This is a genomic window from Streptomyces lydicus (assembly GCF_000717345.1).
Lineage (GTDB): Bacteria > Actinomycetota > Actinomycetes > Streptomycetales > Streptomycetaceae > Streptomyces > Streptomyces lydicus.
Genome location: NZ_JNZA01000003.1, coordinates 213303 through 226218 on the forward strand (window position 1 = coordinate 213303; position 12916 = coordinate 226218).

Genomic DNA, 12916 nt, shown 5'->3' on the forward strand with positions numbered 1-12916 from the left:
ACGTCACCCCACAGGGGCGTGAGAACGGAAAGTCCGGAGATGTCGGCTGTGCACCCGCGAAATCGGGCCGTACGGCCCGCCTCGCCGGGGCCCCGGAGAGGGAGGAGGCTGCGAAACTCCTTGCGAAGGTGGTGGACGTCGCCGATGCGGCGACGGGTACTGTGCGACTGAAGGCGACGGTCGCCAGGCGGACGGGGTGACTCTCGAAACGCCCTCGGCGACAACCGTTCGCATAAAGAAGCAGCACCAAAGAATCACAGTCAGTACCGACACGATCAGTACCGCGCAGTGCCCGAAAGAAACGGTACGGAGGGGGAAGAACCGACATGCCGACCTGCCCGAGCGGCCACCAGTCGGTGGCCGAAGACTGGTGCGAGGTGTGCGGCCAGCGGATGGCGGGTGCTGTCCCCCCGCCGCCGTCCCTGCCTGCCGGCTTCCTGAACACGCCGCCCAGCCAGCCCACCGGAGCACCCGGCCCGCCCCCGGGCCACGCCGGTCCCCCTCCCGGTCAGCCCGGTCCTCCTCCGGGTCAGGCCGGTCCCCCTCCGGGGCAGCCCGGTCCGCCCCCCGGCTTCGGCGGCCCCGGCCCCGGCCAGGACAGCGGCCAGGGCGGCTACGGCTTCCCGCCGCCGGCTCCCGGCCCCGGTGGCCCCGGTGGCCCCGGTGGCCCCGGCCCGCAGGGTGGCTACGGCTTCCCGCCGCCCGTACCGGGCCCCGGCCAGCCGCCGCCCGGCCCCGGCCCCGAGCAGTCCGCGCCCGAGCTGTGTCCGCAGTGCGGCCGGCCGCGCGAGGCGATGGCACCGTTCTGTGAGGAGTGCCGCTACAACTTCCTCACCAACTCCCCGACGTCCTACGCCCCGCCGCCCGGCCAGCAGCCCGGCCCCGGCACGCAGGGCGGCCAGCCCGGCTACGGCTTCCCGCCGCCCGCACCGGGCCCCGGCGGTCCCGGCCCGCAGGGCGGTCAGGGCGGCTACGGTTTCCCGCCGCCGCCCCAGCAGTCCCAGCAGCCGCACCCCCCGCAGCAGCAGGGCATGCCCGGCATGCCGCCCAGCCCCGGCCAGCCCGGCCCCGGCGGCTACCCCGGCCAGCCCGGCCCGCCGCCCGGCATGCCCGGCCCCGGCCCGGCCGGCCAGCCCGGTCCGCCCCCGCAGCAGGCGGACGACTGGCCGCTGAGCCCCCCGGGCGCCCAGCCCGGGCCGCCGCCGATGGCCCCCGCGCCGCCCGGCCCCGGCCCGCAGGCCCCGTTCGAGCAGCAGCCGCCCGCGCCGTTCCCGCCGCAGCAGCCGGGACCGTACGAGCAGCAGCCGCCGTACGAGCAGCAACAGCCCTACGAACAGCAGCCGTACGAGCAGCAGCAGCCGGCCCCGTTCGAGCAGCAGATGCCGCAGCAGGGACCCGGCGGGGACCAGCAGTGGAACGGCGGCCCCGGCCAGGGCCCCGCGGCGCCCCCGCAGGGCCCGGCGCCGGTCGTCGGTGCCGGCTGGGTCGTGGCGGTCGCGCCGGACCGTGAGTACTTCATGGCGATGATGGGCCGCAGCGGCCCGGAGGCCGCGGGCCTCAACCTGCCCGCGTACTCGCCCGAGCAGGTACTCCCCCTCGGGGGCGGCCAGCTCGCGATCGGCCGCCGCCGCAACAGCACCGGCGAGTCCCCGGACATCGACCTGGGCAGCTCGCCGGAGGACCCGGGCGTCTCGCACCAGCACGCGCTGCTGGTGCAGCAGCAGGACGGCAGCTGGGCGGTGGTGGACCAGAACTCCACCAACGGCACCACGATCAACCTCGCCGAGGACCCGATCCAGCCGTACGTGCCGGTGCCGCTCCACGAGGGCGACCGGGTGCACGTCGGCGCCTGGACGACGCTCACCGTCCGCCGGGGCTGACCGCACCAACAGGAGTACCGACAGCGGGGCGTGACCATCCGGTCACGCCCCGCTGGTCGTTCCGCCCCGGCTCCGTGGGGGCCGTCCTACGACCTGAGTCCTAGCCCGGAGCGTCTGCCACCATGGACGGGTGAACGAGAATCCGCGCGGCACGGTTCAGGGGCAGACCTTCTACGAGCAGGTCGGTGGCGAGGAGACCTTCCGTCGCCTGGTGCACCGCTTCTACCAGGGAGTCGCCGAGGACCCGTTGCTGCGGCCGATGTACCCGGAAGAGGATCTGGGCCCGGCCGAGGAGCGGCTGGCGCTCTTCCTCATGCAGTACTGGGGCGGCCCCCGTACGTACAGCGACGGCCGCGGCCACCCCCGGCTGCGGATGCGGCATGCCCCGTTCACCGTCGACCGGGCCGCCCACGACGCCTGGCTGCGGCACATGCGGGACGCGGTGGACTCCCTCGAACTGTCCGCGGAGCACCGCACGCAGCTGTGGAACTACCTCACCTACGCCGCCGCCTCGATGATCAACGCCGCGGACTGAACGGCGCCCGGCGGCCCGCCCTGCCCGCCGCGGGCTGAGGAACGCGTCACACCTCCCGGCCACCGTCGCATCCCGTCCCCCTCCCGTCACGATCCGGTCAAGGCCCCCCGGAAACCGCTTACCGGACGCCCCCGTCTCTGACAGCATCCGTTCATCTGTTTGGTGCTGACCACGGCAGGGGGAACCGTGACCGGCTTCGTCCTGCTACGGGTGCGGGCGCACCGCCTGCTGCTGGCCGCCGCGCTGCTGTCGGTGCTGCTGACCACCACGGTGCTGACAACGTTGGCGGCCTTCTCGGGGGCGGTCGGCGACGCCGGGCTGCGGGAGGCGCTGCGCACCCGCTCGGCAGCGGCCGCCGCCCTCCAGGTGAAGGCCCAACTACCCGCCGGGAAACGGGAGTCCGCGGACCGCGCGGTCAACCAGGGGGCGCGGCGGGCCTTCGACGGGCTGCCGTACACGGTGCGCACCCTGACCCGCTCCGGGCCGTACGCGCTGCCCCGCTCGCTCCGAGCGCCGGACGCACGCAAGGGCGAGCCGGACCTCACCCATCTCGCGGCCCTGGACCGCTCCCGCCTCACCCTCGTCAGGGGCACCTGGCCGGGGCACGTCACGCGCGGGCCGCTGCCGGTCGCGCTGCCCGAGGCCGCGGCCGCCCGGCTCGGTGCCGGGCCCGGCCGCCGGATCACCCTAGACAACCGGCTGTCCGGCCCCGCCCATCTGACGGTGCAGGTCACGGGCGTCTACCGGCCCAAGGACCGCACCGACCCCTACTGGAAGCTCGACGACCTCGGCGGGCGCGCGGTGCGCACCCTCGGCTTCACCACGTACGGCCCGCTGCTCGCCGATCCGGCGGCGTTCCGGGCCGGTCCGCTGGTGCAGGACTCGGTCGGCTGGCTCGCCACCGCGGACTTCCGGACGCTGACCGCGGACCGGCTGGACGCGCTGAGCGCCGCCGCCGGTCCGGCGCCCAAGGCGTTGATGGCCGATCCGGCGTTCGCCGGCCGGGCCACCGCCGGCACCGATCTGCCCGAGGCGCTGGGGCAGTTGCGGCGCGCGCTGCTGGTGAACCGCTCGACCATCCTGATCGTGGCACTCCAACTGCTGCTGCTCGCCGGCTGTGCGCTGCTGCTGGTCGCCCGGATGCTGAGCACCGAGCGGGCCGGTGAGACGGCGCTGCTGCGGGCCCGCGGCGGGTCCCGGTGGCGGATCGCCGGGCTGGCGCTCACCGAGTCGCTGCTGCTCGCCGTCCCGGCCGCGGTCGGCGCCCCGCTGCTGTCCGGCCCGCTGATGCGCCTGCTGGCCGGCGGCGCCCTCGCCCGTACGGGGCTGCCCCTGGACACCCGGCTCACCGGCCCGACCTGGCTGACCGGCGTCGGCGCGGCCCTGGGCTGCCCCCTCGCCGTCGCCGCGCCCGCCCTGTCACGGACCGGTACGGACTCCCCCGGGCGTACGGAGTGGCGGTCGTGGGGCAGGACGGGTGCGGACCTCGGGCTGCTGGTGATCGCCGGCGTCGCCTACTGGCAGCTCCAGCGGCAGACGGCCGGCGGTGACGGCACGGGCGGCGCCGGCGGGGTCCTGACCGGCGACACCACCGGGCAGCTGGGCATCGACCCGGTGCTGGTGACCGCCCCGGCGCTGGCGCTGCTCGCCGGCACGGTGCTCACCCTGCGGCTGCTGCCGCTCGCCGCCCGGATCGCCGAGCGGGGCGCGGCCCGCGGCCGGGGGCTGGCCGCGGCGCTGGCCGGCTGGCAGATCAGCCGCCGCCCTTCGCCGAGCTCTCCCCTCCGTTCGGGCAGGGGAGGCGCCCACCGCGGCGCGGGCCCCGTCCTGCTGCTGGTGCTGGCCACCGCGCTGGGCATGCTGGCGATCGGTCAGCGCGCCTCCTGGGACCGCTCGCAGGACGACCAGGCGGACTTCCGGGCCGGCGCGGCGGTGCGCGTACTGGCCAGCAGGATCCCGCAGTGGGGGCAGGGCGGCGCCTACGCGGCGGTGCCCGGTGTGGCCGCGGCGCTGCCCGTCGGCCAGGCCGAACTGGACCTGTCGGGCGGCCGGTCCTCCTCGCTGCTCGCCCTGGACACCATGGGGGCCTCCCCTGCTCGAACGACGTCGGGAGCCGGGGGAACGTCGGCGGGGGCGCTGCTGCTGCGCGGCGACCTGGTGGGCGGCGAGGCTGATGGCACCGCGGGCGCGGCGGCGGACGGGGTGCTGCGCGCGGTGGCGCCACGTGCCGGCGCACCCGGCGCGGACGGACCGGAACTCCCCACCGCCACCCGCGAGGTGCGGCTGACCGCCACGCTGCGCTCCCTCAAGGCCCTGCGGGTCGCCCCCGAGCGGGTGCAGCAGCCCACCGACGAGGCCGCCACCCACGAGACCGGGCCGGTGCCCGCCACCCTCGCCGTCCTGATCACCGACGGCTTCGGCGTCCCCGCCACCCTGCCGCTCAGCACGCTCCCCGCCGACGGCAGACCGCACACCCTGCGCGTGGACCTCGCCGCGGCGGCCGGCGCCCCCGCGGGCCGCCCGGCCGGCCCGTTGCGGCTGACCGGACTGGTCGTCGACACGGACCAGTCGGACGTCTCGCACCGCCAACGGCTGTCCGTCCTCGGTGCGCAGGCCGTCGTCGGCCACGACCCGCCCCGGGCCCTCACCCCGCCCGCCGCCCTGGCCTGGCGAACGCAGCTCAGCGACAGGAGCAGCTCGGTGGGCGAGGCGTACGGCCCGCGGGCGGACCGGGCCGAGGTGCCCGCGGGCGGCCTGCTGTCCCAGACGTACGACACCGGCGCCCGGCTGGACGACTGGGGCGCGGCGGTGACCTCGCTGCGGATCACCGTCGCGCGGCCGACGCCGCCGCCGCTCGCCGCCGTCGCCACCGACGCGTTCCTGCGCGACAGCGGTTCGAAGGTCGGCGCGGTCATCGATGTGCCGGTCAACGGGCAGCAGTTGAAGGCGCGGATCGTCCGGGCGGTACGGGCCCTGCCGGGCCCCGCGGACGGCGACGCCGGCAGCGGACTCCTCGTCGACTTCCGGGCGGTCAACGAGGCGCTGGCCGAGCGCGGCGCCGCGCCCCTGGCCGCCACCGAGTGGTGGCTGCGTCCGGAGCCCGGCGCGGTGGCGAAGGTCGTCGGCGCGCTGCGGTCCCGCCCGGACACCGACCCCGGCCAGGTCCTGGTCCGCGACGAGATCGCCCGGCAGCTGCACGACGACCCGCTGGGCCTCGGGCCGCGGAGCGCGCTGACCGCGGCGGCCGCGGTCGCGGTGGCGCTGGCGGCGGTCGGCTTCGCGGTGAGCGCCGCCGGTTCGGTCCGCGAACGGGCCCGGGAGTTCGCCGTACTGCGGGCCCTGGGGGCGCCGCGCCGCCAGCTCGCCCGGATGATCGCCGCCGAGCAGGGCGTGCTGATCGCGCTGGCACTGGCGGTCGGTGGGGCGCTGGGGACGGTGCTGACCCGGGCGGTGGTGCCACTGATCGTGCTGACCGGGCAGGCGGGCCGCCCGGTGCCGCCGGTGCTGGTGGAGCTGCCGGCCGGCCAGGTGGCCGCGCTGCTGGCGGCGGTCGCGGCGGTTCCGCTGCTGGTCGTCGCGGGCATCGGGCTGCGGCGCGGCGACCCGGTCGCGGCCCTGCGCGACCAAGGAGCGCTGTGACGATGACGAAGCTGCCGAGGGGCGGGGGCCGATGAGCGCGCTCACCTGGACGGGCCTGCTGGCCATCCGGCTGCGGACGGCGCGCGGGGCGGCGCTGGCGCTGGGCACGCTGGTGCTGGTCACGGCGTTCCTCGCGGCGGCGTTCCCGCGCGGCGTAGACGCGTACGAGACCCGCGGGGTGCGCCATGCGCTCGGCGCGGCGCCGCCCGAGCAGCGGACGGTGGAGATCTCCGTCGCACGCGGCGATGTGACCGCCGCCGACCCCGCGGCCGCCTACCGTGCGGCGGAACTCGGCCGCCAGGACCGGGCGATCCGGCGGCAGTTCGAGGAGCCGCTGCGGGTCTCCGGCGACCAGTCGCTGTACGGCGTACGCACCACCAAGGCGCTGAACGCACGCGACTCCTGGCTGCCCCGGCCGGAGGGCCCGGATCCCGCCATGTCGTTGTACGCGGTCGCGGACCTCGCCCGGCACGCCACCCTCACCCGGGGGCGGCTGCCGCGCGGCGCGGCCTCCGGGGCGCGCACCGTCGAGGCGGTGGTGACCGTGTCCACCGCCCGCACCCTCGGCCTGCGCGTCGGCAGTCAACTGCACCTGCCGGGCCTGACCGTACGGATCTGCGGGCTGCTCACCCCGCACGACCCGGACGGCCCGTACTGGGCCGTGGACCCGCTGATGGCTGCCGCCCGCCAGGACGTGTCGGCGGGCACACCGCCGCAGAAGTACTGGCGCGCCGGTCTGTTGCTGTCCCCTCAGGACGGGCCGGCGCTGACGGCCACCGAGGGTGAGCCGGAGAAGTTCTGGCGCTATCCGGTCGACGCGAGCGCGCTGACCGCCCAGGAGGCGCCGCGGCTGCGGGACCGGCTGGTCTCCCTCGAACACGGCGCGGCGCTCGCGAAGGTGCGGGGGGTCGCGGGCGGCGGCGCGCTCGCCGACAGCGCGGTGGACGGCCTGCTGGACGGCTTCGCGCGGATGCGGGCGGCGGTCGCGCCGGTCATCGCGGTGGCCGCGTTCGGGATCGGCACCGTCGCGGGCATCGTGCTGCTGATGACCGGGGCGCTGGCCGCGGCCCGGCGGGGCCCCGAGCTGGCGCTGCTGCGGGCCCGCGGCGCGTCGCTGGCCGGCCTGACGGGCCAACTGGCCGCGGAGGCCGGGGCGGTGGCGCTGCCCGCGGCGGCGGCCGGCGGCGGGCTGGCACTGCTCGTCGTCCCCGGCGAACGGGTGCTGCCGTCGCTGCTGGCGGCGGCCGGCACCGGACTGCTGGGCACACTCGCGCTGCCGCTGCGGGCCGCCGCCGCGCACCGCCGCCCGCGCACCGCCGCCCGCGCCGACCTGGCGACCGCCCGCCCCTCCCGGCGCCGTACGGTCGCCGAACTGACCGTGCTGGTCCTGGCGGCCGGTGCGGTGGTCGCGCTGCGCCGCCGCAGCACGGCCGCCGGCGGTGGCGTGGACGCCCTGGTCAGCGCCGCGCCGGTACTGATCGGGGTGATCGCGGCACTGGTCCTGCTGCGGCTCTACCCGCTCCCGCTGCGCCTGGCGGCCCGGCCCGCCGCCCGCACCTCCGGGCTGACCGGCTTTCTCGCACTGGCCCGCGCGGGCCGCGCGCCGGCCACCGCCGGACTGCCGCTGCTGGCCCTCCTGGTGGCGCTGACCACGGCGTCCTTCGGCGGCTCGGTGCTCGCCGGGATCGCCACCGCCCGCGACCGCGCGGCGCTGACCGCGGTCGGCGCGGAGGCCCGGGTCTTCGCCGACAAGCCGCTCCCGGCGGCCCTTCAGCGGGCCGTCGCGGCGGTGCCGGGCGTCGACGACGCGGTACCGGTACGGCTCTCCGTGCAAGCAGCCGACGACGGCGGCCCGCCCCTCTATCTGGTCATCGCCGACCCACCGGCGTACTCCCGGCTGGCCCGCGCCACCGGTCTGGGCGCCTTCTCCGCGGCGCAGCTGGCCGACCCCGGCGGGGACCGGCCGCTGCCCGCGATCGTCTCGCCCCGCGTCCTGGCCCGCTTCGGACGGGCGCCGATGGCGCTGCAGCCGGAGTTCGGCCAGCTCGTCATCCGCCCCACGGCCGTCCGCGCCGACACCCCCGCCCAGCCCGGCGGCGACTTCGTGCTGCTCAACGCCCGCAGCGTGGCCCGGCTCCACCCGGACACCTATGCCGAACCCGCCAACGGCCCCACCCTCCTGCTGCTGTCCGGCCACTCCCTGGACGCCGGGGCGCTGCGTGCCGCCGTCCGCGCCCACACACCGGCCGCCGGGCCGCCCCTCCGGCTCGCCCTGCGCTCCGCCGAACGCGCGGCACTCGCCGACTCGCCCCTGCAGCAGGGGGCGGAGCGCCTCTACACCGCGGCCGTGGTGGCCGGCGCCGGCTTCACACTGCTGGCCCTGCTGCTCTCGCTGCTCCAAGCGGCCCCGCAGCGCACCCAACTCCTCGCCAGGTTGCGCACGATGGGCCTGCCCCCCGCGCAGGGGCGGCGGCTGATGGTCCTGGAGGCGCTGCCGCAGGCGCTGCTGGCCGCGGCCGGCGGGGCGCTGGTCGGCGCCGCCGCGATCCGGCTGCTGAGCGCCGGGATGGACCTCGCCCCGCTCGCACTGCCCGGCGCATCGGGCGGCGGGGCGCTCGGCGCCGTACGCCTGCGCACCGATGCCGCGTCCCTGCTGCTGCCGTCGGCGGGCGTGGTCGTACTGGCCCTGGTGGTGGCACTGGCCCAGGCATGGCTGAGCGAACGACGGCGTGAGAGCGCCGAGTTGAGAATGGGGGAACGACCGTGACCACCGGTAAACAGCCCGGGACCGACGGGCCACGGCCCTCCGGGGAAGGACCCTCGGGCACCGGGGAACGACCGTCGGCGTCGGGGGAACCGTCTCTCGCCGAACTGGAGCGACGTGCCGCGTCCCGGCGCGGGCGGCCCGCCTACGGGCACGACGCGCTGATCGTCTGCGACCGTCTGGTACGCGTCTTCACCACCGACGGTGTCGAGGTACAGGCGCTCCAGGGGCTCGATCTCCTCGTCGCCGAGGGCGAGTTGATGGCCCTGGTGGGGGCGTCCGGCAGCGGCAAGTCGACGCTGATGAACATCCTGGCCGGTCTGGACGTGCCGACCGCGGGCGCCGCCCGGGTCGCCGGCCGTGATCTGCTGACCATGGACGCCGGGGCCCGGCTGGGCTACCGGCGTGACGTCGTCGGCTTTGTCTGGCAGCAGACCGCCCGCAACCTCCTGCCGTATCTGACCGCGGCGCAGAACGTCACCCTGCCGATGCAGCTGCGCGGCGGCCGGCGCCGGGCGGCCCGTACGAAGGCGGCAGACGAGCTGCTGTCGATGCTCTCCCTCGGCCACTGCCGCGACCGCCGGCCGCACCAGCTCTCCGGCGGCGAACAGCAGCGCACCGCCATCGCGGTGGCACTGGCCAACAACCCGTCCGTCCTGCTGGCCGACGAGCCGACCGGCGAGCTGGACTCCCACACCGCCGAGCAGGTCTTCACGGCCTTCCGCACCGCCAACGAGGAGCTGGGCACCACGATCGTGATCGTCACCCATGACCAGGCGGTGGCCGACGAGGTCCGGCGCACGGTCGCCATCAGGGACGGGCGGACGTCGTCGGAAGTGCTGCGGCGCACCGAACGGGACGCCGCGACCGGCCAGGAATCCCTGGTCGCCCGCGAATACGCGATGCTCGACCGCGCGGGCCGGCTCCAGCTGCCGGCCGACTACACCAGCAGCCTGGGCATGGCGCACCGCGTCCTGCTGGAGCTGGAGAGCGATCACATCGGGGTGTGGCCGGACCCCACCGCGGACGGCGCGGCAACCGAGGAGAACGGCGACGGGCCGGCCGGGACCGCCCAGGGCACCTGAGGACGGGCCCGCGCCCCGCCAGCGCACCGGCCGGCCGCCGGCCCGGGCGGGCAGACGGCGGCTCGGGCGGGCAGGCGGCGGCTCGGGCCGGCGCGGCTGCTCAGACCGGCGTGACCGTCAGCCCCGACAGCCCCGTGAGCCCGGCCGGGCCCCCGGTCCGTACGGCGATCGACCCGTACGGGGTGCTCAGTCGCAGCCAGCCGCCCGCGGACAGCAGGCTCAGCGGCGGGGCCTGCACCTGCGCGGCGGGCACGCCGCCGCCCGTGGTGAGCGCCCCGGCCCGCACCGGACGGAGGAAGCCCAGCGACTGTGCGGCGTGCGCGGCACGCAGCGGAAGGTGGGTGTCGCCGAGGGTGCGCGACCAGATCTCCCGGCCGATGCGGTCCCGTTCGGCGCGGGTGCGGTGCTGGGGCGGCAGCGCCTCGTCGCGGGCGCGGAACTCGGTGACCGCGGCAGCCACCGCCCGCGTCAGCGCCTCGGGCGTCGGCAGCCCGGGCACCCGCTGCCAGCCGCCGCGCGGCGGCAGCAGCCCGGTCCACGGCGGGCCGGTCACGGAAGCGGGCACGGTGAGCGCCCCCCGTGACTCCTCGATCCCTTCGAGGAGCTCACCGGCCGAGACGGTGGTGTCGAGGGTGGTGTCCTCGGCGAGCCGCGCGGTACGGATCGCCAGCACCTCGAACGAGGGCGGGCGTCCGAAGACGGCAAGGACCCCGCCGCCGGCCTGAAGCCGGACCGTCGCGGCGCGGTCGTAGTGGATCAGCCGGGCGAGGAAGGCGGCGAGGTCCGCCGCCTCCCCGTCGTCGGCCAGGTGCAGCGCGGTCATACCGCGGCGGTTCCCTCCTGGTGCGCGGCGTCGTCGAGGTACTCCTTGAGGATCGCCTTCTCCTCCGCGGTGAGGCGGCGCGGACGCTCCTCGGCGAAGTTGTACGGCACGACGACGGTCGAGGCCCGCAGATAGAGGGCCTCGTCGTCCTTGACCTCGTAGGCGACCGTCATCGACGCGGCGCTGATCTTCGTCACCCACAACTCGACGGTCACCGGCGCGGGCCGGTGGACCAGCGGCCGCACGTAGTCGATCTGGTGCCGGGCGACGACCGAGCCGCCCGTGAACGACGGGCTGCCGCCCCCCGGCGCCAGCCGGCGCATGAAGTCGATCCGCGCCTCTTCGAGGTAGCGGACGAACACCGCGTTGTTGACATGGCCGAACGCGTCCATGTCGGACCAGCGCAGGGGGCAGGAGAAGAGGTGGCGCACGTCGGTCAGCCCCGGGTGAGCTTCTTGTACGTGGCGCGGTGCGGGCGGGCCGCGTCCGCGCCGAGGCGCTCGACCTTGTTCTTCTCGTACGACTCGAAGTTGCCCTCGAACCAGAACCACCGGGAGTCGCCCTCGTACGCCAGGATGTGCGTGGCGACGCGGTCGAGGAACCAGCGGTCGTGGGAGACGACCACGGCGCAGCCGGGGAACTCCAGCAGCGCGTTCTCCAGCGACGACAGGGTCTCGACGTCGAGGTCGTTGGTCGGCTCGTCGAGGAGCAGGAGGTTGCCGCCCTGCTTGAGGGTGAGCGCCAGGTTGAGGCGGTTGCGCTCACCACCGGAGAGCACACCGGCCGGCTTCTGCTGGTCCGGGCCCTTGAAGCCGAAGGCGCTCACATAGGCGCGCGACGGCATCTCGACCTGGCCGACGTTGATGTAGTCCAGCTCGTCGGAGACCACGGCCCACAGGGTCTTCTTGGGGTCGATGTTCTCGCGGCTCTGGTCGACGTAGGAGATCTTGACGGTCTCGCCGACCTTGATGTCGCCGGAGTCCGGGGTCTCCAGGCCCTGGAGCATCTTGAACAGCGTGGTCTTGCCGGCGCCGTTCGGGCCGATGACGCCGACAATGCCGTTGCGGGGCAGGGTGAAGCTGAGGTCCTCGATGAGGACCTTCTCGCCGAATGCCTTGTTGAGCTTCTCGACCTCGACGACGATGTTGCCCAGACGCGGGCCCGGCGGGATCTGGATCTCCTCGAAGTCCAGCTTCCGCATCTTGTCGGCCTCGGCCGCCATTTCCTCGTAACGCGCCAGACGCGACTTGGACTTGGCCTGCCGCCCCTTGGCGTTGGAGCGGACCCACTCCAGCTCTTCCTTCAGACGCTTGGCACGCTTGGCGTCCTTCTGGCCCTCGACCTTCAGACGGGTCTGCTTGGTCTCGAGGTACTTGGAGTAGTTGCCCTCGTAGCCGTGGGCACGGCCGCGGTCGAGCTCCAGGATCCAGCCGGCGACGTTGTCGAGGAAGTACCGGTCGTGGGTGACGGCGACGACGGTGCCGGGGTACTTGGCCAGGTGCTGCTCCAGCCACTGCACGGACTCGGCGTCCAGGTGGTTGGTGGGCTCGTCGAGGAGCAGCAGGTCGGGCGCCTCGAGCAGCAGCTTGCACAGCGCGACGCGGCGGCGCTCACCACCGGAGAGGTTGGTGACCGCCCAGTCACCGGGCGGGCAGCCGAGGGCGTCCATGGCCTGCTCGAGCTGGGTGTCCAGGTCCCACGCGTTGGCGTGGTCGAGGTCCTCCTGGAGCTTGCCCATCTCCTCCATCAGCGCGTCGGAGTAGTCGGTCGCCATCAGCTCGGCGACCTCGTTGAAGCGGTGGAGCTTGCCCATGATCTCGGCGGCGCCGTCCTGCACGTTCTGCAGGACCGTCTTGGACTCGTCCAGCGGGGGCTCCTGGAGGAGCATGCCGACGGTGTAGCCCGGGGAGAGGAACGCATCACCGTTCGACGGCTGCTCAAGACCGGCCATGATCTTCAGCACCGTGGACTTACCGGCGCCGTTGGGACCCACGACGCCGATCTTCGCGCCCGGCAGGAAGCTCAGCGTCACGTCGTCAAGGATGACCTTGTCGCCGTGCGCCTTGCGCGTCTTGCGCATCGTGTAGATGTACTCAGCCAAGAGAAACCGTCCGCCAGATTGGATCGATCAGAGTCTGTGTGCGCCGCCGCCCGGTGCCACCGCGCGCCGAGGCCGGAGGAGGGCAGATA

General features: G+C 75.4%; 9 protein-coding genes. 6 read left to right on the forward strand and 3 right to left on the reverse strand.

The features are described 5' to 3' along the window. The first annotated feature begins 128 nt into the window (after nucleotides 1–128). The 6 genes from OO62_RS40435 (at nucleotide 129) to OO62_RS03840 (ending at nucleotide 9903) form a co-directional block, all read left to right on the forward strand. Nucleotides 129–200: a hypothetical protein gene (locus OO62_RS40435; protein WP_467027377.1), complete on the forward strand. Its 72-nt coding sequence runs from the start codon at nucleotides 129–131 to the stop codon at nucleotides 198–200. 126 nt (nucleotides 201–326) lie between these two features. Beyond that, complete coding sequence (locus OO62_RS03820; protein ID WP_164993266.1) at nucleotides 327–1880, forward strand: FHA domain-containing protein; 1554 nt, start codon at nucleotides 327–329, stop codon at nucleotides 1878–1880. Nucleotides 1881–2010: 130 nt separating this feature from the next. After that, on the forward strand, nucleotides 2011–2415 hold the full coding sequence (locus OO62_RS03825; RefSeq protein ID WP_033265721.1) for a globin: 405 nt from the start codon (nucleotides 2011–2013) through the stop codon (nucleotides 2413–2415). Nucleotides 2416–2601: 186 nt separating this feature from the next. Beyond that, nucleotides 2602–6054: an ABC transporter permease gene (locus OO62_RS03830; protein WP_033265722.1), complete on the forward strand. Its 3453-nt coding sequence runs from the start codon at nucleotides 2602–2604 to the stop codon at nucleotides 6052–6054. Nucleotides 6055–6085: 31 nt separating this feature from the next. Next, a complete protein-coding gene (locus tag OO62_RS03835) occupies nucleotides 6086–8821 on the forward strand; it encodes a thioesterase domain-containing protein (protein ID WP_051732629.1) in 2736 nt (911 codons plus the stop codon). Between the two features lie 104 nt (nucleotides 8822–8925). Further along, entirely contained in the window at nucleotides 8926–9903 is a 978-nt protein-coding gene (locus OO62_RS03840) for an ABC transporter ATP-binding protein (RefSeq protein ID WP_051732653.1), read from the forward strand. A gap of 100 nt (nucleotides 9904–10003) precedes the next feature. On the opposite strand, the gene OO62_RS03845 is transcribed toward OO62_RS03840, so the two are convergent. The 3 genes from OO62_RS03845 to ettA are packed head-to-tail and all read right to left on the reverse strand — an operon-like array spanning nucleotide 10004 to nucleotide 12827. Next, on the reverse strand, nucleotides 10004–10726 hold the full coding sequence (locus OO62_RS03845; RefSeq protein WP_033265723.1) for a DUF8010 domain-containing protein: 723 nt from the start codon (nucleotides 10724–10726) through the stop codon (nucleotides 10004–10006). Next, a complete protein-coding gene (locus tag OO62_RS03850) occupies nucleotides 10723–11157 on the reverse strand; it encodes an acyl-CoA thioesterase (protein WP_033265724.1) in 435 nt (144 codons plus the stop codon). The genes OO62_RS03845 and OO62_RS03850 overlap by 4 nt, the downstream gene beginning before the upstream one ends. A 5-nt stretch (nucleotides 11158–11162) precedes the next feature. Next, nucleotides 11163–12827, reverse strand: a complete 1665-nt coding sequence (ettA, locus tag OO62_RS03855) for an energy-dependent translational throttle protein EttA (RefSeq protein WP_033265725.1) — start codon at nucleotides 12825–12827, stop codon at nucleotides 11163–11165. Between the last annotated feature and the right edge of the window lie 89 nt (nucleotides 12828–12916).

Excerpts from the sequence above, each read along its gene's own strand:
- OO62_RS03820 (WP_164993266.1), top strand. The coding sequence starts at position 327 with ATGCCGACCTGCCCGAGCGGCCACCAGTCGGTGGCCGAAGACTGGTGC.
- OO62_RS03835 (WP_051732629.1), top strand. The coding sequence starts at position 6,086 with ATGAGCGCGCTCACCTGGACGGGCCTGCTGGCCATCCGGCTGCGGACG.
- OO62_RS03845 (WP_033265723.1), bottom strand. The coding sequence starts at position 10,726 with ATGACCGCGCTGCACCTGGCCGACGACGGGGAGGCGGCGGACCTCGCC.